16 protein-coding genes are annotated in these 23,515 nt (G+C 62.9%); 8 read left to right on the forward strand and 8 right to left on the reverse strand.

The window, feature by feature from the left end:
* Positions 1-9: 9 nt before the first annotated feature.
* Positions 10-2,193: a glycoside hydrolase family 88 protein gene (locus tag AAHE99_RS00995; RefSeq protein ID WP_342113496.1), complete on the reverse strand. Its 2,184-nt coding sequence runs from the start codon at positions 2,191-2,193 to the stop codon at positions 10-12.
* A 102-nt stretch (positions 2,194-2,295) separates the two neighbouring features.
* Here AAHE99_RS00995 and AAHE99_RS01000 point away from each other — a divergent pair, with 102 nt between their 5' ends.
* Positions 2,296-3,453 (forward strand): glycoside hydrolase family 88 protein, encoded by a 1,158-nt coding sequence (locus AAHE99_RS01000; protein ID WP_342113498.1) that lies wholly within the window; start codon positions 2,296-2,298, stop codon positions 3,451-3,453.
* Here the strand turns inward: AAHE99_RS01000 and AAHE99_RS01005 are convergent.
* Together AAHE99_RS01005 and AAHE99_RS01010 are read right to left on the reverse strand one after the other, a co-directional pair.
* Positions 3,441-4,745 (reverse strand): MFS transporter, encoded by a 1,305-nt coding sequence (locus AAHE99_RS01005; protein WP_342113500.1) that lies wholly within the window; start codon positions 4,743-4,745, stop codon positions 3,441-3,443. The two genes, AAHE99_RS01000 and AAHE99_RS01005, sit on opposite strands and share 13 nt — an antisense overlap.
* A gap of 29 nt (positions 4,746-4,774) precedes the next feature.
* A complete protein-coding gene (locus AAHE99_RS01010; protein WP_342113502.1) occupies positions 4,775-6,052 on the reverse strand; it encodes a glycoside hydrolase family 88 protein in 1,278 nt (425 codons plus the stop codon).
* A 168-nt stretch (positions 6,053-6,220) separates the two neighbouring features.
* On the opposite strand from AAHE99_RS01010, the gene AAHE99_RS01015 reads away from it, so the two are divergent.
* The 6 genes from AAHE99_RS01015 to AAHE99_RS01040 are packed head-to-tail and all read left to right on the forward strand — an operon-like array spanning position 6,221 to position 13,188.
* A complete protein-coding gene (locus AAHE99_RS01015) occupies positions 6,221-7,360 on the forward strand; it encodes an SIS domain-containing protein (RefSeq protein WP_342113503.1) in 1,140 nt (379 codons plus the stop codon).
* Positions 7,347-8,294, forward strand: a complete 948-nt coding sequence (locus AAHE99_RS01020) for an ROK family protein (RefSeq protein WP_342113505.1) — start codon at positions 7,347-7,349, stop codon at positions 8,292-8,294. The genes AAHE99_RS01015 and AAHE99_RS01020 overlap by 14 nt, the downstream gene beginning before the upstream one ends.
* Positions 8,294-9,589, forward strand: a complete 1,296-nt coding sequence (locus tag AAHE99_RS01025) for a D-tagatose-bisphosphate aldolase, class II, non-catalytic subunit (RefSeq protein ID WP_446728883.1) — start codon at positions 8,294-8,296, stop codon at positions 9,587-9,589. Before AAHE99_RS01020 ends, AAHE99_RS01025 begins: the two co-directional genes overlap by 1 nt.
* Entirely contained in the window at positions 9,583-10,356 is a 774-nt protein-coding gene (locus AAHE99_RS01030) for a DeoR/GlpR family DNA-binding transcription regulator (RefSeq protein WP_342113508.1), read from the forward strand. Before AAHE99_RS01025 ends, AAHE99_RS01030 begins: the two co-directional genes overlap by 7 nt.
* Positions 10,356-11,486, forward strand: a complete 1,131-nt coding sequence (locus tag AAHE99_RS01035; RefSeq protein WP_342113510.1) for an N-acetylglucosamine-6-phosphate deacetylase — start codon at positions 10,356-10,358, stop codon at positions 11,484-11,486. Before AAHE99_RS01030 ends, AAHE99_RS01035 begins: the two co-directional genes overlap by 1 nt.
* The gene (locus AAHE99_RS01040) at positions 11,467-13,188 is read left to right on the forward strand and encodes an MFS transporter (RefSeq protein WP_342113513.1); all 1,722 of its coding nucleotides are present in this window, start codon (positions 11,467-11,469) and stop codon (positions 13,186-13,188) included. The genes AAHE99_RS01035 and AAHE99_RS01040 overlap by 20 nt, the downstream gene beginning before the upstream one ends.
* A gap of 421 nt (positions 13,189-13,609) precedes the next feature.
* Here AAHE99_RS01040 and AAHE99_RS01045 read toward each other — a convergent pair whose 3' ends face one another.
* The 5 genes from AAHE99_RS01045 to AAHE99_RS01065 all read right to left on the reverse strand — a co-directional run bounded on the left by AAHE99_RS01045 (position 13,610) and on the right by AAHE99_RS01065 (position 22,508).
* On the reverse strand, positions 13,610-15,040 hold the full coding sequence (locus tag AAHE99_RS01045) for a glycoside hydrolase family 88/105 protein (protein ID WP_342113515.1): 1,431 nt from the start codon (positions 15,038-15,040) through the stop codon (positions 13,610-13,612).
* A gap of 80 nt (positions 15,041-15,120) precedes the next feature.
* A complete protein-coding gene (locus tag AAHE99_RS01050) occupies positions 15,121-17,559 on the reverse strand; it encodes a TonB-dependent receptor (protein WP_342113517.1) in 2,439 nt (812 codons plus the stop codon).
* A 160-nt stretch (positions 17,560-17,719) separates the two neighbouring features.
* Complete coding sequence (locus tag AAHE99_RS01055; RefSeq protein ID WP_342113519.1) at positions 17,720-18,781, reverse strand: LacI family DNA-binding transcriptional regulator; 1,062 nt, start codon at positions 18,779-18,781, stop codon at positions 17,720-17,722.
* Positions 18,782-18,807: 26 nt separating this feature from the next.
* Positions 18,808-19,485, reverse strand: coding sequence for a PEP-CTERM sorting domain-containing protein (locus tag AAHE99_RS01060; protein ID WP_342113521.1), 678 nt, complete (start codon positions 19,483-19,485; stop codon positions 18,808-18,810).
* Between the two features lie 68 nt (positions 19,486-19,553).
* Positions 19,554-22,508: a polysaccharide lyase family 8 super-sandwich domain-containing protein gene (locus AAHE99_RS01065; protein WP_342113523.1), complete on the reverse strand. Its 2,955-nt coding sequence runs from the start codon at positions 22,506-22,508 to the stop codon at positions 19,554-19,556.
* A gap of 179 nt (positions 22,509-22,687) precedes the next feature.
* On the opposite strand from AAHE99_RS01065, the gene AAHE99_RS01070 reads away from it, so the two are divergent.
* On the forward strand, positions 22,688-23,503 hold the full coding sequence (locus tag AAHE99_RS01070) for an NAD-dependent epimerase/dehydratase family protein (protein WP_342113525.1): 816 nt from the start codon (positions 22,688-22,690) through the stop codon (positions 23,501-23,503).
* Positions 23,504-23,515 lie beyond the last annotated feature (12 nt).

Genomic DNA, 23,515 nt, shown 5'->3' on the forward strand with positions numbered 1-23,515 from the left:
CCCCAGGTATTAGCGCGAAACGCTGACTTTGACCGGCGCCGCAACGCGGGCCGCTGTCGTGGCCACATACGACTCCCACGCCTTGGCATCGGCAAAATCGCCGCCCTTGCTCCAGGCGGAGCCCAGATAATACACAAAGGCCTGTTTAGGCTGGGCCGACGCCAACGCCAGGTAGTGGCCCGCCTCCAGCGCTTTTGGCGCGGCCGCCGCGACATTCAGGAAGCCGCTGGCGCCGGGCACGATCACGGCGCAGGCATTGCTGCCATTCTCGCCCATCGCCGGTTCCCAGTAGCTCATGGTGCCGGCGCCCTGCTGGTAGCGGCCCTGCCCTTCACGCTGCACGATGCCGACACCGATGGTCAACGTCGCGGCCGACGGGCTGGTGAAGCTGCTCTCGACGCGGTTGAAATTGCTGCCGGCGTCGAGGGAGATGCGGCGGGTTTCGGAGACCAGGCGGCCGCCAGCATCCCAGGCATCGTATTTCAGTTCAAACACCGTGCGCAGCGGGCCGTCGGCCAGCACCTTCCAACTGCTGTAGTTGCTGGAGGTGCGCAGTTCCTTGCCGTCGTAGATGCCAAGGCCGCCGCAACCGCGCGTCTTGCCGACATGGTAGAAGTCCATGCCCTCGCCCTTGTCCTTGTGGTAGTCGCCGCCGCGATACCAGGCGTCCTGCACCAGCTTGCGGGCCGACTTCGACCATACGTCGATGCCGCTCGACACCAGCATCTCTTTCGGCTCGTTCATAATGGCCGGGCCGTAGGTACGATGCGCCACACGGTCGTTCTCCCACGCGAAATCGTCCAGCCGCTCCGGCACGAAGCGCGCGTGGGCGCGCGACACCACGGTCGGCACAGCCGGCAGTTGCTTGCGCGGCAGCAGCAGGTAGCGCCGGGTTTCATTGGGCGCCAGGTCGGCCTGGAACAGCAAGGTCTTGCCCAGCACCTGGCTTGGCAGGATGCGCGAGGTCAGTGCATCCATCACCGCCAGACCATCACCGGCGCCAGCCACTTCCACCGACTCCTCCGGGCGGAACAAGCCAGTGCCATTGCTCACCGTGACTACGCGCGGCTGGCTGCCCTCCTGCAGCGCCATGCGGTACATCTCGCTGCCCGCCAGCAGGAACCCGCCCACGGCGAAGACGTCGCTCGAATTGGGGTCGAAGAAGCGCGGATCTTCACCGATCGGCTGCACGTGCACCAGCTTCCCATCAGGTTTCACATGGCTGGACAGGGTTTGCCAGGCGCGTTTTACGGCCGGCGCGAATTGCTCGCGCGGCAGGATGCCCTGGTTGACGCCCCACGCCAGCGCATAGGTGTACAGCGCCGTGCCGCTGCTTTCCGGCTTGCTGTAGGTGACCGGGTCCAGCAGGCTGGAACGCCACAAGCCGTCCGGCTGCTGCAGGCCAAGCAAGCGCTCGGCCATTTCCTTGTATTGCTGGATGAAACGGCCGCGCTGGGGGTGCTGCTCGGGGATGTACTGCAGCATGCGTACCAGGCCGCCCATCACCCAGCCATTACCGCGGCCCCAGAACATCTTCTTGCCGTTTGCTTCGCGCTTGTCGAAGAAGCGGCTGTCGCGGAAATACAGATGCTCTTCCTTGTCGTACAGGTAGTCGGAGGTACGCCACCATTCGCTGATGGCGAACTCCAGATAGCGCTGGTCGCCGGTAGCGGCCGTCAGGCGCGCCCAGGCTGGAGGTCCCATGAACAGGGCGTCGCACCACGACCAGCGGTGTTGCACGCCCGGCGTTTTCCAGTCCAGCGATCCAGGACGCGGATTGGCCAGCATGTAATCGAACTGGGCGCGCAGTGGCGCGATCATATACGGCTGGCGGGTGTGCAGGTACAGCTCCGCATACATCTGGCCCACCACGTAATCGTCCGCGTGGAACATGCTCGGGCCAAGCTTCCATTGGTTCTTTTCGCCTGCCGCGCGCATCGCCTCACGGTATTTATCACTGCCGGAAATGCCGGCCAGCGCCATGAAACCCGCATCGCCCACACCTTCGGTCCAGTCATCGAGCGGATAACCGGTCGGATGGGCCAACTGCCAGTCGGCCACCTTCTCCATGGTGGCCAGCACCACGGCCGGGGCCAGTGCTTGCGCTTCAGCGCCGGCTTGGGCAGTTTGGACAAGGCAGGCGCTGGCAACCAGGCCAGCCAATACATGACGCGTGGATGAGTGCTTAAACATTGTGTGCTCCGTTGTTATGCGAATAGGTTAACGATACCACATATTTTCGAAAAAGCAGCCACTTCGCTTGAGCGGCAGCACACATAGTGGTATCGTTACCTCATGAACGCGAGACTCCAACCCTGTCCGCCAGCATTGCAGCACGCCATCGCCCAACTGGACCGCATGCTGCGTACCTTCGGCAACCGTTATCCGGACGACACCAGCCAGCGCCTGCATTACCAACTGCGGCAGCAAGGCGAGCACGCCCCCGGCGCCAACGTCGGCTGGACCAGCGGCTTTTGGCCCGGCATGCTGTGGCTTGGCTATGAACTGACAGGCTGGAAACACTTCCGCGATGCCGCCTCCGTGCAGGCAACCGATTTCGCGCACCGCCTGGAGGGAGGCATCGACCTCGATCACCACGATCTTGGCTTTCTTTACCTCCTAAGCAATGTCGCAGCCGACCGCATTGCGCGGTTGCCTGGCGCACGCGCCACCGCACTCGCTGCCGCCGACCGCCTGCTGGGCCGCTTCCTGCCTGGCGCCGGTGTAATCCAGGCCTGGGGCAAGCTGGACAATCCAAAGGAACGTGGCCGCGTTATCGTGGACTGCGTCATGAACCTGCCGCTGCTGCACTGGGCCAGCGCCACCAGCGGCGATCCGGCATACAAAGCGGCGGCGCGCAGCCATCTGCTGCGCACCTGCGACTACCTGGTCCGCCCCGACGGCTCGACCTGCCACACCTATTACTTTGATGCCGACACCGGCGCGCCGTTGCGCGAAGTAACCCACCAGGGCCTGGCCGATTCGTCCTGCTGGTCGCGTGGGCAAGCCTGGGCCCTGTACGGCCTGGTATTGAACCACCATCACCTGCCCGGCCTCGGCCTGCTCGATACGGCGATGCGGGTTGCCGATTATTTCCTGGACCATTTACCGCCGGACCAGATCGCGCTGTGGGACCTGGGCCTTGCCCACGATAGCGGCGAGCCGCGCGATAGTTCCGCTAACACGATTGCCGCCTGCGGCCTGCTGGAACTGGCCAACCAGTTGCCGCCGGGCGCGCAAAAACAGCATTACGCGGCGGCCGGCAAGCGCCTGGTCGAAGCCCTGACGCGTCACTGCGCGGGCGTGTGGCCCGACGCCGGCGGCCTGCTTACGCACGGCACCTACCACCGGCTGGCCAACCTGGGTGTCGAAGAATGCACCTTATGGGGCGACTATTACTATCTCGAAGCGCTGGCCCGCCTGCACTATGGCTGGATCAGCTACGACCGCTGATGCAGCACCAGCAGGCGGTGCCAGCACATGGTACCCAACGCTGCCAGCAAGCCTGCCACCAAAAAGATCACGTGGAAGTCGCGCCCGTTCGCATCGAGCAGTGCGCCCATGCCCAAGGTGAAGAACACCGTCATCAAGCCCGTCATCGAAGCGGACAATGCCGCCAGCGAGGAGAAGCGCGCGCGCGGCAGCACGGCGGGCAACAGGGAAGCCGTGCCAGTCAAAAAGGTGCCGGCCAGCACGGCGTGCACCACCAGCCAGACCAGGAACGACAGCCGCCCTTCGACCAGTCCCCAGGCGCCCAGCATGCACAGCGCATACATGCCCAACAGGACGTATCCGACGCGCAGTGGATGGAAGCGGTCGGCCAGCCAGCCGACCGGCAACGCCAGTACGATTGAAATACTGTAGGCTGCAGCAACGGCGCGGCCGTAATCGCTGCGGTCTACGCCGAACTGCTCGATCGCGTTATAGCTGTTGATATTCACGGGCAGCACGCAGATGGTGGCAATGGCCAGCGTGAAAAAAAGCAGAACATAGGACCATGGGGCGGCGCCATCGCCAGCCAGCAGCCGCAGGCCCGCCTTTGGCGCCGGCGCAGGCGGTGGGTAAGATGGTTCCCGGACCCCACGGCACATCACGAGGAAACCCAGCAGGTATGCCGCCGCAATGGCCAGCATCACCGGCCGCACCAATGCCGGCAGCTCATTGCCGAACACGAACCAGAAGAACACCACGCCCACACCCAGGCTGATGATCCTGAACATGCCGAAGAAGCGGCCCAATATCTGCTTCGGCACGGTGTCGTTCACCAGCGCGACGAACAGCGCATTGGCAAGAATCGTGAACAGCTCATACATGGTCCAGAACACGCACATGCAGGCAACGATATAGCGCACGCGCATTCCCGGCGCGGCGCCGGACCAATGCCACAGCATGTCGCCGAGCGGCTCGCTGAACGCCAGCCCCACCATGCTGGCCGATACCAGCGGCACGCAAGCCAGCAGGAACGGGATGCGGCGGCCGATGCGGGTGCGCGTGCGGTCGCTCCAGGCGCCCACCGCGGGGCCGACCAGCATGGCAATGGCCGAAGGCAAGGCGCCGAACAGGACGTTCAGCAGCACCGCATCCTGGCTGAATTCACGCAGCTGGACCTTGAACAGGTCCGGCATGGAGCGCTCCTTGAGCGACCACGCCAGGTCGCCCAGCAGAAGGAAGCAAAACAGCGGCAGCAAGCCCGCGCCTGCAATGCCGGCAACCGCAGCCAACGCGGGGCGATTTTCGCGGCGCACGGCATTTTGCTGGCCCAAATCGCCCCCTCTTAAGCCAGCGCGCCAGTGCGCCAGAAACTTTGCTGCCTGCCGGGCAGCACACCGGGAAAGTCGAAATCCGCCCACAGCGGCGCCTCCGCTTGCGGCGCCGGGGCGAGCGCAGCCTGGCCCGGCACGAACCAGAAGCTCGACCAGCCATGGTTCACTCGGGCCAACGCTTCCAGGTAGTGGTAATCGCCCCACAAATTCGATTCGTCGACGCCGCGTCCTTCCGGCATGCTGTAGATGCCATGCGCCAGCAGACCCCTGCCATGGCCATTCTCCGCCGCGCAATTGCGCACCAGGCTTTCCAGCATCTCCAGCGCCTTCTCCCGATAGTGCGCGCCGCCCTCCCCCAGCTGGCCGGCCAGTTCCAGCAGTCCGCACACCGCAATGGCGGTGGCGGAACTATCGCGTTCCTGCCCGCTGCGCCAGTCCAGTTCCAGGTCCCAATGGCAGATGCCATCGGCCGGCAGGCGCGCCAGCAGGTATTCCGCCATTTCACGCGCCGTTTCCAACAGACCCAGATGCGGCGCCAGGCGGTGGTTGAGCGCAAAGCCATACAGCGCCCACGCCTGACCGCGTGACCAGCAGGTATCTTCACCATGCGCTTGCCAGGTGTGGAATTGATTCAGCGCGCCATCGCTTCCCAGCTGGCAGCACTGCCTGATGGAGCCGTTGCGGCGTACCAGCAGTTCGCGGCTGCGCTCCAGATGGGTGGCGGCCGTGGCGGCATATGCCGGGTCGCCGCTCTGCACACTGGCCCAATGCAGCAAGGGCATATTCATGACCGTTTCGATAATGATGCGGCCCCGTTCGCGCGCATCATCCAGCCTGCCCCAGGCTTGCACAACGCCCGATAGCGGCTCGAAGCGCGCATGCAGCAACTTGGCCGCTTCCAGCACCTGGCTGCGGTACCACTGGTTCCCGGTGATGCGATAAGCAGCCGCAAAGGAGGGGCCATACAGCATGCCCAGCTCATGGCGGTTCAGGTCAATGCGGCGTGCCAGGCGCTGGGCAAAGCTGGCGTTCTGCTGCTGCGCCCAGGAGCGGAAGGCGGGCCGTCCGCTCATCTCAAAACCGAGCCAGCACATGCCGTTCCAGAACCCGGTGCTCCAGCCGACATTCGAGCCTTCCCAGTAGCCGGCTTGCTGGCGCGGGCGATACACCTGGCCGCTGCTGGTATCGCCAGGAAAGCGCGTACCAAAAGTCGCTGCATTGTTTTCCAGCTGGGCCAATGCGGTACGCTGCGCAGCGCGCAACACCCCTGCCCTGTCAAGGCTTGCCATGATTGTCTCCTGCCCGTTATGAGATAACGTTATCACCCGAGACGGCAATTAGCAAGCAATACATTCAAGGCCGTCTTTCATCCGCCACAGCGAAAGAAAAAACCGAAAGCGCTGCTGGAAAAGTCAATAAGTGAACGTTACCATACGAAAAACACGAAAGGACAGGATATGACCCAACTCCATCATCGCCCCCAGGCACACTGGGACGCCCTGGGCGGCGGCCACACCGCCCGCGAAATCGCCCAGCAACCAACGGTCTGGCGCCAGCTGCCGCAATGCTGGAATGACGTGCCGGCCGCGAGCCGCTTACGCATCAAGGGCATCCTTGCCAACCCGCAGGCCAGTGTGATCCTGACTGGCGCCGGCACCTCGGCCTTCGCCGGCGAGCTGGCGGCAGACACCTTGAATGCCGCCTGGCCGGCCCAGGTCCGCGCGGTCGCCACCACTACCCTGCTGAGCCACCCTGCATTGTTTGTCGATGCGCAAGCGCCGCTGCTGGTAGTATCGTTCGCACGGTCCGGCAACAGCCCGGAGAGCCAGGCCATCGTCGACCTGGTGCGCCAGCTGGCGCCCGGCACCCTGTTCCTGAATATCACCTGCAATGCGGAGGGCAAGCTGGCCCGCCACGGCGCAGGACGCGACGACACCATCAACGTGGTGCTGCCGGCCGCCAGCTGCGACCAGGGCTTCGCCATGACCAGCAGCTTCACCAGCATGCTGCTGACGGCACTGGCCCTGCTGGGCCCTGGCCCGCTGGACGAATCCGCGGCACGGGTCGAGCAGGTGGCCGCGCTGGCCCAGCGCTGGATCAGCGAATTGGCAGGCCCCTGGCACGCCTGCGCCCAGTCCCAGGTCCACCGCATCGTCTATCTCGGCGGCGGGCCGCTGGAAGCACTGGCGCGCGAAGCCGCCCTGAAAGTGCTGGAACTGAGCGCTGGCCGCATCCTGGCCTTGTCCAACTCGCCGCTGGGTTTCCGCCACGGCCCGAAATCGGTGGTCGACGCACAAACCATGGTGGTGGTATTCCGCAGCCAGGACGAACATGTGCGCCGCTACGACCAGGATTTGCTGGACGAACTGCAGCGCGACGGGATTGCCGGCTCCGTGCTGGCGATCGATGGCCGCGAGCGGGGTGCGCCGGCCACCTTGTCCGATGCCTGGCTGGCGGCGGCCTATGTTGTCTTCGCCCAGGTGCTGGCCCTGCACCATTCGGTGCGCTTGTCCCTCACTCCCGACAACCCCTTCCCTGACGGCACGGTCAACCGCGTTGTCCAGGGCGTCATCATCCATCCCTATGCCAGCGCCTGACATCTTTTACGGCATCGATATCGGCGGCACCAAGATGGAACTGGTGGCGTGCGACGCGGCGCTCCAGGTCCGCTACCGCCAGCGGGTGCCGACGCCAACACATGATTTCGACGTCTTCGTCAACGCGCTGTGCGGCATGGTGCGGCAAGCGGATGAGGAGCTCGGCGAGCGCGCTGCGCTTGGACTCGGCGTGCCGGGCATTATCGACGCCGCTACCGGCGCCCACTTGAGCGCCAACGTACCGTGCCTGACGGGGCGCCAGCTATTGCCGGTATTGCGCCGGCGTCTGGAGCGTGACGTCACGCTCGGCAACGACTGCCAATGCTTTGCCTTGTCAGAGGCGCACGGCGGCGCGGCGCATGCAGCGGCCAGCATGTTCGGACTGATCATCGGCACTGGCGCCGGCGCCGGTTTCGTCGCCGATGGCCGCCTGGTACGCGGCCGTAATGGCGTGGCCGGAGAATGGGGCCACTGGCCCATCGCACCTTCGCTGTTGAAGCAGTACCAGCTGCCGATCCTGCCTTGCGCCTGCGGCAGGCAAGCCTGCCTGGAATGCTATGTCTCCGGCAGCGGACTGCGCAAACTGCACGCGCATTTATCCGGCACCGCAGGAATGAGCGCCGAAGAACTGGCCACCCTGCGCGATAGCGGCGACACCCTGGCCAGCGCTGTCTTCGCCGTGCACCTCGACTTGCTGGGCGCCGCGCTGGCCCAGATCGTCCTGGCCTATGACCCGCACGTGGTGGTGCTCGGCGGCGGCCTGTCGCAGCTGCCGCACCTGTACCGTGCCTTGCCGGCCGCCGCTGCGGCCCACCTGATCCCGGGCATGTCCGTGCCGCCGATCCTGCCGCCCTGGTTCGGCGATGCCGGCGGTGCGCGCGGCGCCGCCCTGCTGGCCGCCCAGGCGGCCCAACCCATTACTGAGGAAGCATGATGTCTCCACTCCAGACCCTGATCCGCGAACACCACGCGGGCCGTGCCGTTGGCATTCCAAGCGTTTGCTGCAGCAACCGGCAAGTGCTGCTGGCCGCGATGGAGACCGCGCTGGCGAACGATGCGCCACTGCTGGTGGAGGCCACCTCGAACCAGGTCGACCAGTATGGCGGCTACACCGGTATGAAGCCGGCCGATTTCGTCCAGTATGTGCAAGGTCTGGCCAGCGAGGCCGCCTTCCCGCTCGAACGGCTGATCCTTGGCGGCGACCATTTGGGCCCGAATACCTGGCAAAACCTGCCGCCGGCAGCGGCGATGGAGAACGCCCGCGTGCTGATCGCCGCCTACGCCGGCGCCGGCTTCCACAAGATCCACCTCGATTGCAGCATGTCCTGCGCCGGCGATCCAACACCCTTGCCGGACGCGGTTGTGGCGGAACGCTCCGCCCAACTGGCACTGGTGGCGGAACAGGCCGCGCTAGCCGCCGGCCTGCCGGCGCCGGTGTATATCGTCGGCACCGAAGTCCCGATTCCCGGCGGCGAAGCTTCGCTCGGCGGCGGCGTGCAGGTGACCCGTCCCGCGGCCGCAGCGGCAACGCTGGAAGCGCATCGCGCAGCCTTCGCAGCATTGGGTCTGCACAGCGCCTGGGAGCGCGTGATCGCGCTGGTGGTGCAGCCGGGCGTGGACTTCGACCATAGCAGCGTGCAGCAATACGCGCCGCAGGAAGCGCGCGAGCTGTCGGCCTTTATCGCCAGCCATCCGGGCCTGGTGTTCGAAGCGCACTCCACCGACTACCAGACGGAGGAAGCCTTGCACGCTCTGGTGCGCGACCATTTCGCCATCCTGAAGGTTGGACCAGCCGCCACTTACGCCCTGCGTGAGGCCTGCTTCGCGCTGGCCGCCATTGAGGACGAGCTGCTGCCAATGGAACAGCGCTCGCACCTGGTGGAGTTGCTGGACCAGTGCATGCAGGCCGACCCACGCCACTGGAAAAAGCATTACGCCGGCAGTCCGGCGGAGCTGCGCGTGCTGCGCCGCTTCGCGCTCTCCGACCGCAGCCGCTACTACTGGGGCGAGACCAGCGTGCAGAACGCACTGGCCAAGCTGTATGCCAATCTTGACCAAATTGGCATTCCGCTGCCGCTACTCAGCCAGTACCTGCCGGAGCTGGTCGAACCGGTACAGCGCGGTGATCTTGTGCCGTGCGCCGCCAAACTGGCGCGCTATAAAGTCGGCCTGGTACTCGGGCGCTATATCCGCGCCTGCCATGCCAACCGGGCGGAGGCCGTATGCTGAGTACCGTGGCCCGCCGCGACCAGATCCTGCAGGCGGTGCAGGAACAGCGCAAGGTACGTGTGTCGCGCCTGGCGCAACATTTTGGTGTTTCGGCCGTCACTATCCGCACCGACCTGCGCGCCATGACCTCGGCCGGGCTGCTGGCCCGCCAGCACGGTGGGGCGCGCCTGGTCGGCGAAGCGGTTCCGGAGGCACCGTTGTCGGAGAAGCGCGTCATCCATCGTGACCGAAAACTGCGTATCGCCGCGCGCGCCGCGCAATTGGTGGCGCCGGACGATAAACTGATTCTCGACGCAGGCAGCACAACGCTGATGCTGTCACAGCGGCTGCCCGGCGGCATGCCGCTCACTGTATTCACCAACAGCCTGCCCATCGCCAATGGACTAAACCACGCGGCCGGCATGCGCCTGATCGTTTCTGGCGGTACCTTGCGCCAGGCTTCGCAATCGCTGCAGGGTCCACAGGCGGAGGCCAGCCTGCAATCGCTGTTCTTCGACAAGCTGTTCCTCGGCGCCGACGGTTTCGACCCGGACTTTGGTCTGTCCACCCACGATATGGCAGATGCGCGCCTGAACGCACGCATGGTGGAACACGCGCGCCAGGTTATCGTGCTGGCCGACGGCTCCAAGTTTGGCCGGCTTTGCCTGCATCTTATTTGCGGGCTGGAGAACGTCCACACCGTCATCAGCGACGCCACCATGCCGATGGCCATGCGCGCTGCGCTGTCCGCACGCGGCATTGAGATCCTGATTGCGGAGGACGAGTGATGGCCGATGAAATCCGCGGCCAGATCCTGACCCCTACCGGCTGGCTGCGCGGCTGCCTGCGCCACGCTACGCAGATCGCCTCTATCGAGGCCGATCCGTCGGCGCCGGATGACGTGCTGGTGCTGCCGGGCTTTATCGACCTGCACGTGCACGGCGCCGGCGGCACAGACATCATGGAAGGCGGCGACGCAGCGCAGCGCGTGGCCCGCCTGCATGCCCGCCACGGAACCACCACCATGCTCGCCACCACCATGACGGCGCCGCCGGAGCACATCGAGCGTGCCTTGCAGGGCGTGCGCAGCGCGATGGCAGCCAATGCGCCCGATGCAGCCGACATCATCGGCGTACACCTGGAAGGCCCGTTCCTGAACCAGGCCAGGCTGGGCGCCCAACCGCCGCTGACGGTCGGCGGCACCATCGAACAAGTGCAGCATTGGCACGGCATCGCGCCTATCAGGGTGCTGACCCTGGCGCCGGAAATCCCGGGCCACCTGACACTGATCCCGCAGCTGGTGGCGCTTGGTATCCGCGTGCAGGCCGGCCACAGCGCCGGCACTTACGACGATGGACTGGCGGCCATCAAGGCTGGCCTGGCCGGTTTCACCCACCTTTACAACGGCATGTCGGGCCTGAACCAGTATGCGCCGGGCATGCTGGCGGCGGCCATTGCGCATGCTGAATTCGCCGAAATCATTCCCGACCTGCAGCACGTGCAGCCGGGTGCGATCCGGGCGGCCATGCGCGCCATTCCACGCCTGTATGCGGTGACCGACGCCACCTCCGCGACTGGCATGCCGGACGGCGAATACATGCTGGGCACCCAACGCGTCATGAAGTGCCAGTCCTGCGTGCGGCTGGCGGTCGGCGATTCGCTGGCCGGCAGCGCGCTGACGATGGACCAGGCGCTGCGCAACCTGGTCGACATTGGGCTGTCGCCGGCCGCCGCCTCCGACCGCGTCTCGCGCTTCCCGGCCGAATACCTCGGTCTGCGCGACCGGGGCAGTCTGTCGCGCGGCATGCGTGCCGACTATGTCGTACTGGATAAAGCGCTTCAATTGCAGAGCGTAGTGCTGGCCGGCCGCCAGTTGTCTCTAACCAAAGGAGCAAGCCATGAAGTTATCTACGCCTGAAGCCCATACCCGCTTTTTGCTGTTTGTTGCAGGCCTCGGTGGGCTGCTGTACGGGATTGATGTTGGCATCATTGCGGGCGCCCTGCCGTACCTGGAAGCCAGCGCCGCCCAAATCTGGAAATTGTCGACGCAGCAGCTTAGCTTCGTGGTGGCGGCGGTGTTGCTGGGGTCTGTTCTGTCATCGCTGGCGGCAGGCACGCTGGCCGAAATTTTCGGCCGCAAGCGGTTGATGTTTCTCTCCGGGCTGCTGTTCAGCCTGAGCATACCGGTGATTGCGTTGGCCGACGGCTATGTGCCTCTGCTACTGGGGCGCCTGCTGCAGGGGATTAGCGGCGGCTTGATTGGCGTGGTGGTGCCGCTCTACCTTGCCGAATCGCTGCCGGCCGAGGTGCGTGGGCGCGGCACGGGCATTTTCCAGCTGTTGCTGACGGTGGGACTGGTGCTTGCTGCGGCCATTGGTTTGCTGGTGGCGCGCGAAGTGGAAGCAGCTGCCAGCAGCGCACCCGCCACCCTGCAAGCGGTGCAGGATGGCGCCTGGCGCCGCATTTTCTGGTTAAGTCTTCCACCGGGCTTGCTGTTCACCGGCGGTGTGCTGCTGCTGGCCGAATCGCCACGCTGGCTTCTGGCCCGCGGCGCGCAGGACGCGGCACTCCAGGCATTGCAGCGTACCCGCCCTGCCGCCGCGGCGCGCGATGAACTGTCAGCCATTGGTGCCGACCATGGCCCTGCTCTCGCCACTGAGTCGGGCAGCCTGCTGCAGCGCCGCTATGTGCTGCCATTCCTGCTGGCGTGCCTGATCCTGGCCTGCAACCAGGCGACTGGCATGAATTCGGTGCTGGCTTATGCCGTCAACATTTTCGAGGCGGGCGGACTGAATGGTTCGATGGCCAATGTCGGCGATTTCGCGCTCAAGCTGGTCAACTGTCTGATGACGGTGCTGGCGGTGATGCTGGTTGACCGTAAGGGACGCAAGTTTCTGCTGATGCTGGGTACTGGCGGTATCATCGTTAGCCTCACGGCGGCGGGACTGCTGTTCCTGTCCGCCGAACGCGAGCAGCTGGATGCCAGCCAGTTGTTCAACCATCGTATCGCCGGCAATGGGCTGTCAATGAAAGCCAGCGAGTTACGCTATATCGGCGGCGATGACTATGTCCTCGAAGTCGCCTACAGCTACGGGCCCTTGACCCAGGTGCGCACCTGGCGTCCTGGCCAGGACTTGCTTATCGCTGCTCCCGACACTGTCGATGGCGACAGCGTGATTGGCGCGACTTTCCGCCGTGTGCATCTCAATCCGTTTCCGGACATGCAGCTTGCCCGCAACGCGCCGCTCGTCATTGAGCGTGCTCGCATTGGCGAGGCGCCTAAGCCGGAACAGGGATGGCTGGTGTTGGCTTGCTTGCTGGGTTTTGTCGCCAGTTTTGCGATTGGTCCAGGGGTTTGCGTGTGGTTGGCGCTGTCGGAGCTGATGCCGACTAGGATTCGCTCTAATGGGATGAGCGTCGCGCTGCTGCTCAACCAGTTCGTATCCACGGTGATTGCGGCCGTCTTCTTGCCCACCGTTGGCCAGCATGGATATGCGCCGATGTTCTTCGCCTGGGCAGGCTGCACCGCAATCTACTTCCTCGCAGCCACCTTCATTCTCCCCGAAACGCGCGGCAAGACGCTGGAAGAAATCGGCCGCCACTTCGCCAGCTCCAAGTAATCTACTCCCGGGCGCTCTCCCCAGCGCCCTTCCCCGCTCACACTTCCCCGCTCGGCAACCTCCCGCCAGGCCGCAACCGTCAGCCGGCAAGCGGCCACATTTCGCGCGCCTTCCAACGTCCTTCACCGGGGAGGCCAGCCACATGCCCCACCGCGGGATAGCGGACAGCGGGAGGCAGGAGCCGGGCGCGGGGCGGCTAAAGCCGGACGGGCCGGCGGGCGGCTGGCGAAAGACGGCACGTGGCAGGCGCACAATCCACCACCAGTCTCCCGCCGCTCGTCGCTTGCGGCTCGCACAGCCGGCGACTTCCTGCGCAGTTTAGATAGCGACGCGGTCGCGTGAACGGTGCACGCGATCTTGCAAAACAAAAGGCCCGGCCATCGAAACGGCCGGGCCTTTACCCGATAGGAGGAGGCGTAACTTAACGCGACAAGCTCACCTTCAGCCCACTGGCACCGGCGCCGGAAGCAGCCGCCTTGACGGCTACTGGCGCGGAAAGGCGCGCACGCGGAATCAACAAATAGCGGCGGCTCTCGCCACCCGCCACATCGATGCGAAACTGAACACCCCTGCCAACCGCCACAGTGTGAAGCAGACGCGTCGTCAACGCATCCATTACCGCCACATCCCCCACATCCGCCACCTCGACCTGCTGATCCAGCCGCGCCGAAGCTCCCTCATTCGCCACCGTCACAACACGCAAAGGCCCAGCCTCCTCCAACCCCATGCGATACATTTCCGCGCCAGCCATAAGGAACGCCCCCACCGCAAACACATCGCTCGACTGCGGATCGAAGCGCTTCGGATCGGCCCCAATCGGCTGCACATTAATCAGCTTTCCATTGGCCTGAACATTGCCAGCCAGCGCCTGCCAGGCACGCTTGACTGCCGGCGCAAACTGCGCACGCGGCAGGATGCCCTGGTTCACGCCCCAGGCCAGCGCATAGGCATACAAACCTGTGCCGCTGGTTTCCGCATTCGGATAGCTGTCCGGATCCAGCAAGCTGGCGCGCCACAACCCATCCGCCTGCTGCAAGCCAAGCAAACGCTCCGACATCTCACGATACTGCTGCACAAACCGCGCACGCTCCGGGCGATGCTCCGGAATGTACTGCAGCATGCGCGCCAGCCCCGCTAGCACCCAGCCATTACCACGGCCCCAGAACACCTTCTTGCCATTAGCCTCCTTCTGCGTGAAGTAACGGCTATCGCGGAAGTAAAGGTGTTCCTCCTTATCGTACAAATAGTCCGAAGTAATCCACCAATTCTTCAATGCGAAGTCCAGGTAGCGCTGGTCACCCGTGACGGCAGTCAGGCGCGCCCACGCTCCCGGCCCCATGAATAGCGAATCGCACCAAGACCAGCGATGCAGCACATCCGGCACCAGCCAGTTCAGGGAACCGGGACGCGGTTCGGCCAGCATTTCGTCAAACTGCGCGCGCATCGGCGCAATCATGCGCGGATCGCGCAACTGAAGATAAAGCTCGGCATACATCTGGCCGACCACATAGTCGTCGGCATGGAATTTACTTGGCCCCAAGCGCCAACGCAGCTTCTCGCCCGCCGCGCGCATCGCTTCGCGGTACTTTGGATCTGGCGATACCCCTGACAGGGCCATGAAACCAGCATCGCCAACGCCTTCGGTCCAGTCATCCAACGGATAACCGGTCGGATTGGCCAACTGCCAGTCAGCCACTTTCTCCATGGTCGCCAGCACCGTCTGCGGCGCCAGAGCTTGCGTTCCTGCGACGACCGGCGTGGCGGCGTACACCGGCTGCACCGACAAACCACCAAGGCACAAGCCGGCGCACAACAGCGCCAGCGGAAGACGTTTGAATCGCTGAATAGTCATTTTTATTATTCCCTTTGACACAATAAAAAAGGCGTACAAGGACGGGACCCCGTACGCCATGAGATAGATTTTAGAAGACCTTAGAAAGCGAAGTCCGCACGTACCGCGTAGTAGCGCTGATAGTCGCGCGCCGGGGTCCAGGCCTGGACGTGCACCGGAGCGGTTGCCGTGCTGCCCCACATCGTATTACCCCACCCAACGTTGCCCAGGGAGGCCGCATACGACTTGTTGAACACATTGTTCACGCTGAAACTCAGCTTCCAGTCGCCCTTCTTGTCCTTGATGCCAGCACCCAGGTTCAGGATGCCAAAGGCCGGCTGGATAGTGGTCGGGTCCTGGTCGATACGGAAGTTGATCTTGCTCTGCCAGCGATAAGCACCGGTGATGAAGGCGTCGAAGCTCTTATCCAGGCGGATATCGTACTGGCCGCCGATATTGAACTTGTACTTCGGCGCATTCGGCATTGGCTTGCCGGCCAGATCTGCAGTATTGGTCTTGCCGAATTCAGGATTGCTGGCGATGCAGTTGCCGGAGCCAACCTGGGTCGAACCGGTACCTGCGTCGTTCAAGCGGTTGTAGCATGGGCCATTGCGGAATTCGGTGACGATCGCCTTGGTGTAGGCAAAGGAACCGTTCAGCGACAGGTCGCGTGCCACGCGCCAGTTCAGGTCAGCTTCGAAACCGCTGGTGCGCACATTGCCGATGCTATGCAGCTGGGTACGGAAAATGCCGTCCGGATCGGTCATGCCCGCCGATTGCTGGAAGCCCTCGAAGTCGGTGCGGAACACGGCCAGGTCCAGCGCCATGCGGTTCTCCAGCAGGCTCAGTTTCACGCCAGCTTCGATGCTCTTCGCATCTTCGCCCGGCACGTAGCCGTTCCTGAAGTTGTTGTCGTTGAAGGTGCTGGTCAGGTCGATCCCTTTGCCCTTATGGCCGGTCGAGTAAGTGACATAGCCCATGGTCGCAGCATCCAGGCGGTGCTCCAGGCCGATCTTGCCGGTCACCTTGGTTTCGCTAGCCGTGTCCTCGTAGTGGTTGCGGGTGCGGGAAGCGACGGTCGGCGCCAGCAGCGGGCTATCGAAGGTGTAGGCCAAGTCTTCCTTGTTGTAGCGCAGGCCCCCGATGATGCTGGTGTTTGGCGTCAGGTCGATGGCGCCATTCGCAAAAACCGCGTAGTTGGTGTTGGAGGAAAACGCGGTGTAGTCGGTGATATAGGTGCCGGCCGGATAGCGCGCGAGGTGGCGACCCAGCTCATTCTTACCGTAGAACAGGCCGGCGACGTAACGCACGCTGCCCTTGTCCGGCGACGTCAGGCGGAATTCCTGGGTCTTGGACTTGACGTCGAAATTACCCAGCTGGTACAGACCGCCGTGCAGGTTGGTTGGCTTGCCACCCACCAGGGTCTTATTCAGGACATCGCTATCGGTACCGTCGCCATCCTGGTAATCGTCCATCTGGTAGTGCGACCAGGAGGTGATCGACGTCAGGGTGTGGTTGGCCAGCAGGCCGCCATCGCCAAAGGCATAGTTGACCTTCAGGCCCGCGCCCACGTCCTTCGCTTTGCCGCCGGCCGGATAGTCGTTACGCACCGAGACATTGTCCGGACCCGGAACGATGCCGTTCAGCACCTGGGAAACCGGAATGCGGTCGCTGGTGGATGCGTAGGTGAAGCCGTTATTCAGGTTATACAGGCCGCCGGTGCTCGTCATCATGCGCAGCGGGCTGACGCAGCAGTTCTTGGTGAACTTGCTGGCGCGCGGAGAAAACACCACGCTCCACTGGTCGTCCGGATTCCATTCGAATTTGCCGATAAAGTTGGTGTTATCGGAACCATTCAGGCGCTTGCCATCGGTCAGATTCTTCACCACGCCATCGTGGTCGGACTTGCTCGCCGCCAGGCGCATGCGCAAAGTGTCGGTCAGCCCGCCGGAGACGGAGCCGCTGACGCGGTACTCATGGTCGTTGGTCAGATAGCTGGACAGCTTGGTCTTCCATTGGCCGTCGATCGGTTTGGTGGCGATGTTCACCGCGCCGGCAATCGAGCTCTTGCCCATCAGGGTGCTTTGCGGGCCTTTCAATACCTCGATGCGATGCACGTCGGCCAGGTCCTTGAAGGCATTGGCCTGCATGGCGTAGGGGATGTCGTCGATGATCACCGACACATCGGCTTCCACACCCACACCCAGCGAGAAAGTACCGATGCCGCGCATATTGATGCTGTAGTTGCCAGGCTGGGTGCTATAGGTCACGCTCAGGGCTGGCGACAGTGCTGGCAGGTCATCGAAATCCTTGACGTTGTTGCGCTGGAGGACGGCATCATTCAGCACGGTGATTGCGGCTGGTACGTCCTGCAGATTCTGGGCGCGCTTGTTCGCGGTCACCACCACTTTTTCCAGTTGCACCGGCTCGTCTTTTTTGGCTTCCTGTGCATGGGCAATGCTCGCTACCGCCAGGGCTACGGCAGCCACTGCTGGCTTGACGACCAATTTGCTGCCCTGCATTTGATGATTACTGTTCACAGCCACTCCTCCTCATTGAAATCTAGCACGCCCCCAATAGGGTAACGTTATCATTCTTCTGTTTTAAAAACGCAGCCGTGGTAAAGCTGCGATTCATGTGATAACGATACCATTCAAATTAACGCCAACTCAAGCATTTTTGTTGGGATGTGCAAAAAAACTACGCGCGACGCAAACGACTGCGCTTGGCAGGCGTGGTGGCCGAAACCGGCGCCGGGCCGGTGGATTCGCGCACCACGAATTCGCTTGGGAATTCGATACGGTGGCGGCGGCCAGGTTCGCCACGGATGCGGCGCACCAGCTCCTGCACCGTGGCCTGCGCCATCGCCTCGAACGGGTGGCGCAAGGTAGTAAGCGGAGGACGGGTCATTGCCGCTGCGGGGATATCGTCGAAACCGATCACCGAAATATCTTCCGGAATCCGCAAGCCCTTCTCGCGGATGGCATTCATTACACCCAGGGCCATGCCGTCATTGGCGGCGAAGATGGCCGTCGGCGGCTCGGGCAGCTCCAGCAGCTTGTGCGCGCACTGCATGCCCGACGCTTCGCTGAAATCCCCCTGGCAGACCAGCGCCGGGTCCAGCTCCAGGCCGGCATCGGCCAGGGCCGCCGCATAACCGCGCTCGCGCAGGTCGCTCTGGCCGGTATAGGCGTTACCACGAATAAAAGCAATGCGGCGGTGTCCCAGCTCCACCAGGTGCGACACCGCATCGTGCGCACCGTTGACGTTATCGCCGCGCACCACCGGCAAGGTGGTCTCGTGACGGAAGTAATTGATCATGACCACCGGGCTGGTGGTCTTTTCCAGCGTTTCCAGATAATCGTCGGTCATGCGCGGCAACACGTAGACCAGGCCATCCCACAGCCCATGCAGCATTTGGCTGACACGCTTGCCTTTGCCGCCGCCCATATCGCCCAGCGAGTTATAGATGAACAGGTCCATATCGACTTTGCGCACTTCTTCGCTCAGCGCGGTGACAAAGCAGTTAACCACGGAAGACGACAGGTCATTGACCACCACGCCGATCACATTGGTTTTACCGCCCTTCATCATGCGGGCCAGGGCGTTGGGAGCATAACCAAGCTGCTTGGCCGCTGCCTGCACCTTGGTCTTGGTTTCTTCCGAAGCATAGCCTTCGCCGCTGAGCGCGCGCGAAGCGGTCATCACAGACACTCCTGCCAGCTTTGCCACATCGACGAGTGTGACGCCAGACTTCTTCATTTAGCCCCCTGCAGCGCATTTTTCCGTTAACGATACATTATTGTACGCTTGCGCCGCACACACGCCAATCCCAGCAACGCAACGCCGATCAGCAGGGGTGAAGCCGGCTCCGGCAAGCTGGTAACTGGCACCGCATCTTCATAATTGACGGTCAGCCGCATATGCGCCCGGTCCGCGTCGTTAGCAGTGGAAGTCCACTGATAGCGGGTCGAACCGCGCAAGTGGAGGCCGAACCAATCGTCTTGCGCCGCCACGCTGGCCGCCAGCAGGCTGGTGATGTCGATAGTGCTGGTGCCCCGCCCTACCAGCGTCGCGGCGACCGAACCGTAATTTGCCGTCGGCGCATTCCAGCTGAATGCCAGTTGACCGGCGCCTGCATCGAAGCCCACTACGGTACCGGCCTGGTTGCCGCTGTCGCCATCCAGCAAGTCAAAACTCAGGAATGCGCTGGAGATGGTCTTGCCAGCCAATTCCGCAATATCAACCTGCATCAAGGTCCGGCTCAGGTTCGATCGCTCAGCGCCGAACACATGGCCCCAGGCATTGCTGTACATGCCGATGTACCCCGTGCCCGCATAGCTGGCAGCGGTGTTCGTATTTCTGGTACCGCTGAATTGGCCGATATCCGTCAGCGAAATATTCAGGACGCCCGCCCCCGCCTGGGTGGCGCTCAACAAGGCCGCCACGGCAAAAAACTTTTTCATACTGATCTCCAAAAAAAGGGCCCACCAGGCCGGCAGCCAGGACGGGCCCAAAGGTTGCGCGATCCTTCTTATTGGGAGGTCACTACCAGGACTGGCCGGTAGCCAAGGTTGCTATGCTCTTTCGACGCATAATCGACCGAACCGGAACCGCCATAGTTGGCTGCGGACTCCAGCTTCAGCGAAAGCACTTTGCTGCCGCTCAAAACGCCATTGGCTGCACTGGTCAGGTTGATTTCGACCGGCGTATTCACCGCTGGCACGGTCCAGCTGGCGAGCAGGCTGCCATTGGCTGGCAAGGTGTTCCAGGTCATGCTGCCTTCAGTCCAGTTGTCGGTGGTGGTCTGGTACAAGTTATGGACGATGCCGGTGGTGCCGACCACTACCGGAACCAGCTTCAGCTTGGCGCTGGTAATCGTGCCGCTGATCGAAGACAGGTCAAACTTCAGCACCGACTTGCGGGAGAAGCTGGTGGCATCCTGCTTCACAGTCAGCGTAGTCGTGCTGCCAAAGTTGTTGTTGGCATAGGTCCCGTCACGTACGTAGGCATCACCGCCCGGTGCCAGCGTGACCAGGTTGTTCAGGGCGAAGCGAGCTTTGAAGGACTTGCCCAGCGAGCCGTTGACCGCCACCTGCATCTTGATGGTTGGACTCAACTGGCTGACTGTGATCGCGGCGTCCTTGCTGACGATGCTGTCGGCGCTGCGGTTTAATTCCAGGTTGATGACACCCGTGTTCAGCTGCGTTGGGTCGGCCACCGCCAGCTGCATGTCGTTACCGATTTGCTGCAGCGTCGCCACGGCCTTCTTGTCGCTGGTCAGGAACGGCTGGCCTGTAACGTTAACAGTCTTGGACGAATCATTCCAGAACACGACGCCGGTCACGCCTTGCGCGGTATCCTTCACCGCCGTCGCCGAGGTGGAACGCTCGATCACCGTGATCGGATTGGCCGCTGCAAATTCGGCGGTCTCCTGCGCTGTGCGATTCGGCAGTAAAATGTAGGTATAAGCTGCATTGGTCGGATTGACGCCATGGTCCAACGCCAGGCTCAGGAAGTTATTGCTGACCACATCGGCGGTGCCGCCGGTATTCACATCACTCCAGGCGCCGCTCCGCGTTTCGCGCAAGGCCGATACGGCCGGCTGGTCCGGGAAGACATAGCCGATGTCCGAACCCCAGGAAGTATTCCCCGCCAGGTGGGTCCAGCTGGTTGCCGGCATCGATTCGCTCCAGCCCAGGGTGGCGGGCTTGGTATTCGCAACGGAATTCACAGTCAGGCCATTGTCGCCAACGCCGTTCAGGGCGCGGTTTTCGACAATGGTCTCGACGCTGGCGCCACTGATGCCGGTAATGCCGGAACCCACGGCAACGATACGGTCGCCGAACATGAACCACGCTTTCTTGCCCGCCAGTTTGCTGCCGGTGTTGTTATCCAGCGCGAACTCCATGGCCGCAGTCGCGAAACTGCGGTTCAACTCCGCCCCGCCGACACCACTCTTGGTATTGCCGTAGTGCTTCCAGGCCACCGGCGTGCCGCTGCCGCTGCGGTCGGTGGTGGTGCCGGGCAGGCGCCACATGTCGACCGTGGCCCAGAAATTGTTGCTGTACTGGGTCAGGTCCGCGTTGTACAAATAGGTCATGCCCACGCCGGTCCACCAGCCGCGCAGGTTCTCGCCATTGCCGTACTCGAAGGCGCTCATGCGCTTCGAGAACATGGACAGTGCAAACGCATAACCGTCGCCGCGAGAAACGGCACGGTCGGCGGACGGGAAGAAACGGGTCTCGATCGGTTCCGGCGCAGACGGGATCGACGAATCGTTCATGATCGCCTTGATCAGCGCGATATCAAACGTCGGCACACCGCTCATGCCACCCACGGCATCACTTGGGACCGGCGTGAAATAGCTCTCGCCAAACGTACCATCGCGCTCGACCCAGCCTTTGAGCACGGATTTCAGTTGATTGGACTGTGCCGTTGGCAGCACTTGCGCCAGTTCGGCCAGCGTATTGACGATCTGCCGCCCGTTGAAGTGGTCATTCGCAAACTGGCGCGAGCTGGTGCGCCCGCGCTGGTTGTCCATGACCGCTCCATCGAAGATAAACGGGCGGTAGGCATTCATCGCCCAATCGAATGGATTCAGGTAATTGGGATCGCCGCTGATTGGCCAGTCGGAATCCTTCAGGATGTAATACAGCTTGTTGATGTCCGCCAGCAGTACCGTGCCATAGCCGCCGATATACGGTTCGTGCAGGTGCTGGATGAAGGAGCCATCGGTGTAATAGCCATCGCCCGTGGTGACATAGGCCAGTGCAGCCGGAATCGCATCACGCCCCGCCGCGATCTTGCTGCCGTCCTTACCCAGGATGCCGCGCAATACGAACGCCAGCGCCTTGTCGAGGCGGTTGGCGCCCGTTTCCACAGTCGCGCCGGCAGGAATGGTGCCATCCATTGCCGCGCGCACGGTCGGATCGGGCAAGTAGTGGTCAATCGATGCGCATGCTGCAGCGATCTGGGTTAGCGACAGCTCGCTGTAGAATGTCATCATGAAGCCGGTCAGGCCGAGCGGCGTGCCAATCTGCCAGTCGTACCAATTGTCGTAGCCGGTGCCGGTGGAGGAATACACGTTTGCCAGCAGCCAGTCGAAACCATCGAGCACCGCTTGGCGCACATCGGGATTCTGGTAGTACGGCGAGCTTGAGGAATTGTAGGCACTGGCCAGGGTGTTCAGGCGAGAAACGGTGCTGTTGATATTTCCGCTCTTGATGCCGAATGGAAGATCCGCCCATAGCGAGGTACGGCCGGCCGACAAGTCCATTGTGGTCCAGTACTGTTCCGCCGCATTGCCTGCACTGGCAACCTGCATTGCGACATCGGGGTCATTGGCAGGCAACGGCGGCGCGCTGGATGAACGGCTTTTCCACTTGATGCGCAGGTCATCGAAGGTGTCGGCGTGTGCCGGGGCGGCGCAGATCTGCAGCAATGCAGCCAAGAACAGCCCGTGGCGGGCCAGGGGTGCGACTCTCATAAATCTCCTCCAGATTCTTTATAGGAATGCAACCTAATTCTTTATAGTTATAGGGTAACGTTATCATGGCGAATTCCAAGAAGCAAGCCACGTGCGTTGTTGGGAAGCCTCAAAGGACCATTGAATTCGATGGAAGGTTAACGTTATCATAGCCACTGCTTCCTTAGGAGATCAGAAAAATGGCTCAATCTAACAAACCCTTTCGCCGCATCCTGCTGACTGGGGCCGCCGGCGGCCTTGGACGCGTTTTGCGCGAACGTATCGGCGCCTGGGCCGATGTGGTGCGCCTGTCCGACCTGGGCGGTCTGGGCGAAGCTCGCCCCGGCGAAGAGATCGTCTATTGCGACCTGTCGGACCGCCAGGCTATGCTCAAGCTGTTGGAAGGCGTGGACGCAGTGCTGCATTTTGGCGGTGTATCGACCGAGGTAGCGTGGGACCCTATCCTGCAGGCCAATATCGTCGGCGTAAAGAACCTGTACGAGGCGGCGCAAAAGGCCGGCGTCAAGCGCATCGTGTTCGCCAGCTCGAACCACGCCATCGGCTTCCACCCCACCACCACCCATCTCGACGCCGACAGCCCTACCCGGCCGGATGGCCTGTATGGCGTCTCCAAGGTATTCGGCGAGCAGCTGTCGCGCTATTACTGGGATCGTTTCGGGCTGGAGACGGTATGCATCCGCATCGGTTTCTCCTTCCCCGAGCCGAAGACCTACCGCAATATGGTCACCTTCCTGCACTACGACGACCTGGTGGAGCTGCTGCGCTGCTCCCTGTTCACACCGCGCGTCGGACATACCATCGCCTACGGCATGTCGGACAACTCAACCAGCTGGTGGGACAACAGCAAGGCCAGCCACCTGGGCTACCAGCCGCGCCGCAGCTCACGCGAGTTCGCCCACCTGTTCCCCGACAACGCCGACTATCCCGCCGAAGATGACCTGGCCCGCCTCTATCAGGGCGGGCCCTTCATCACCACCGGGCCGATTTACGACTGACCTCTTCCCCGC

It is taken from the genome of Pseudoduganella sp. OTU4001 (genome assembly GCF_038440195.1).
In the GTDB taxonomy this organism is placed as follows: Bacteria; Pseudomonadota; Gammaproteobacteria; order Burkholderiales; family Burkholderiaceae_D; genus Rugamonas.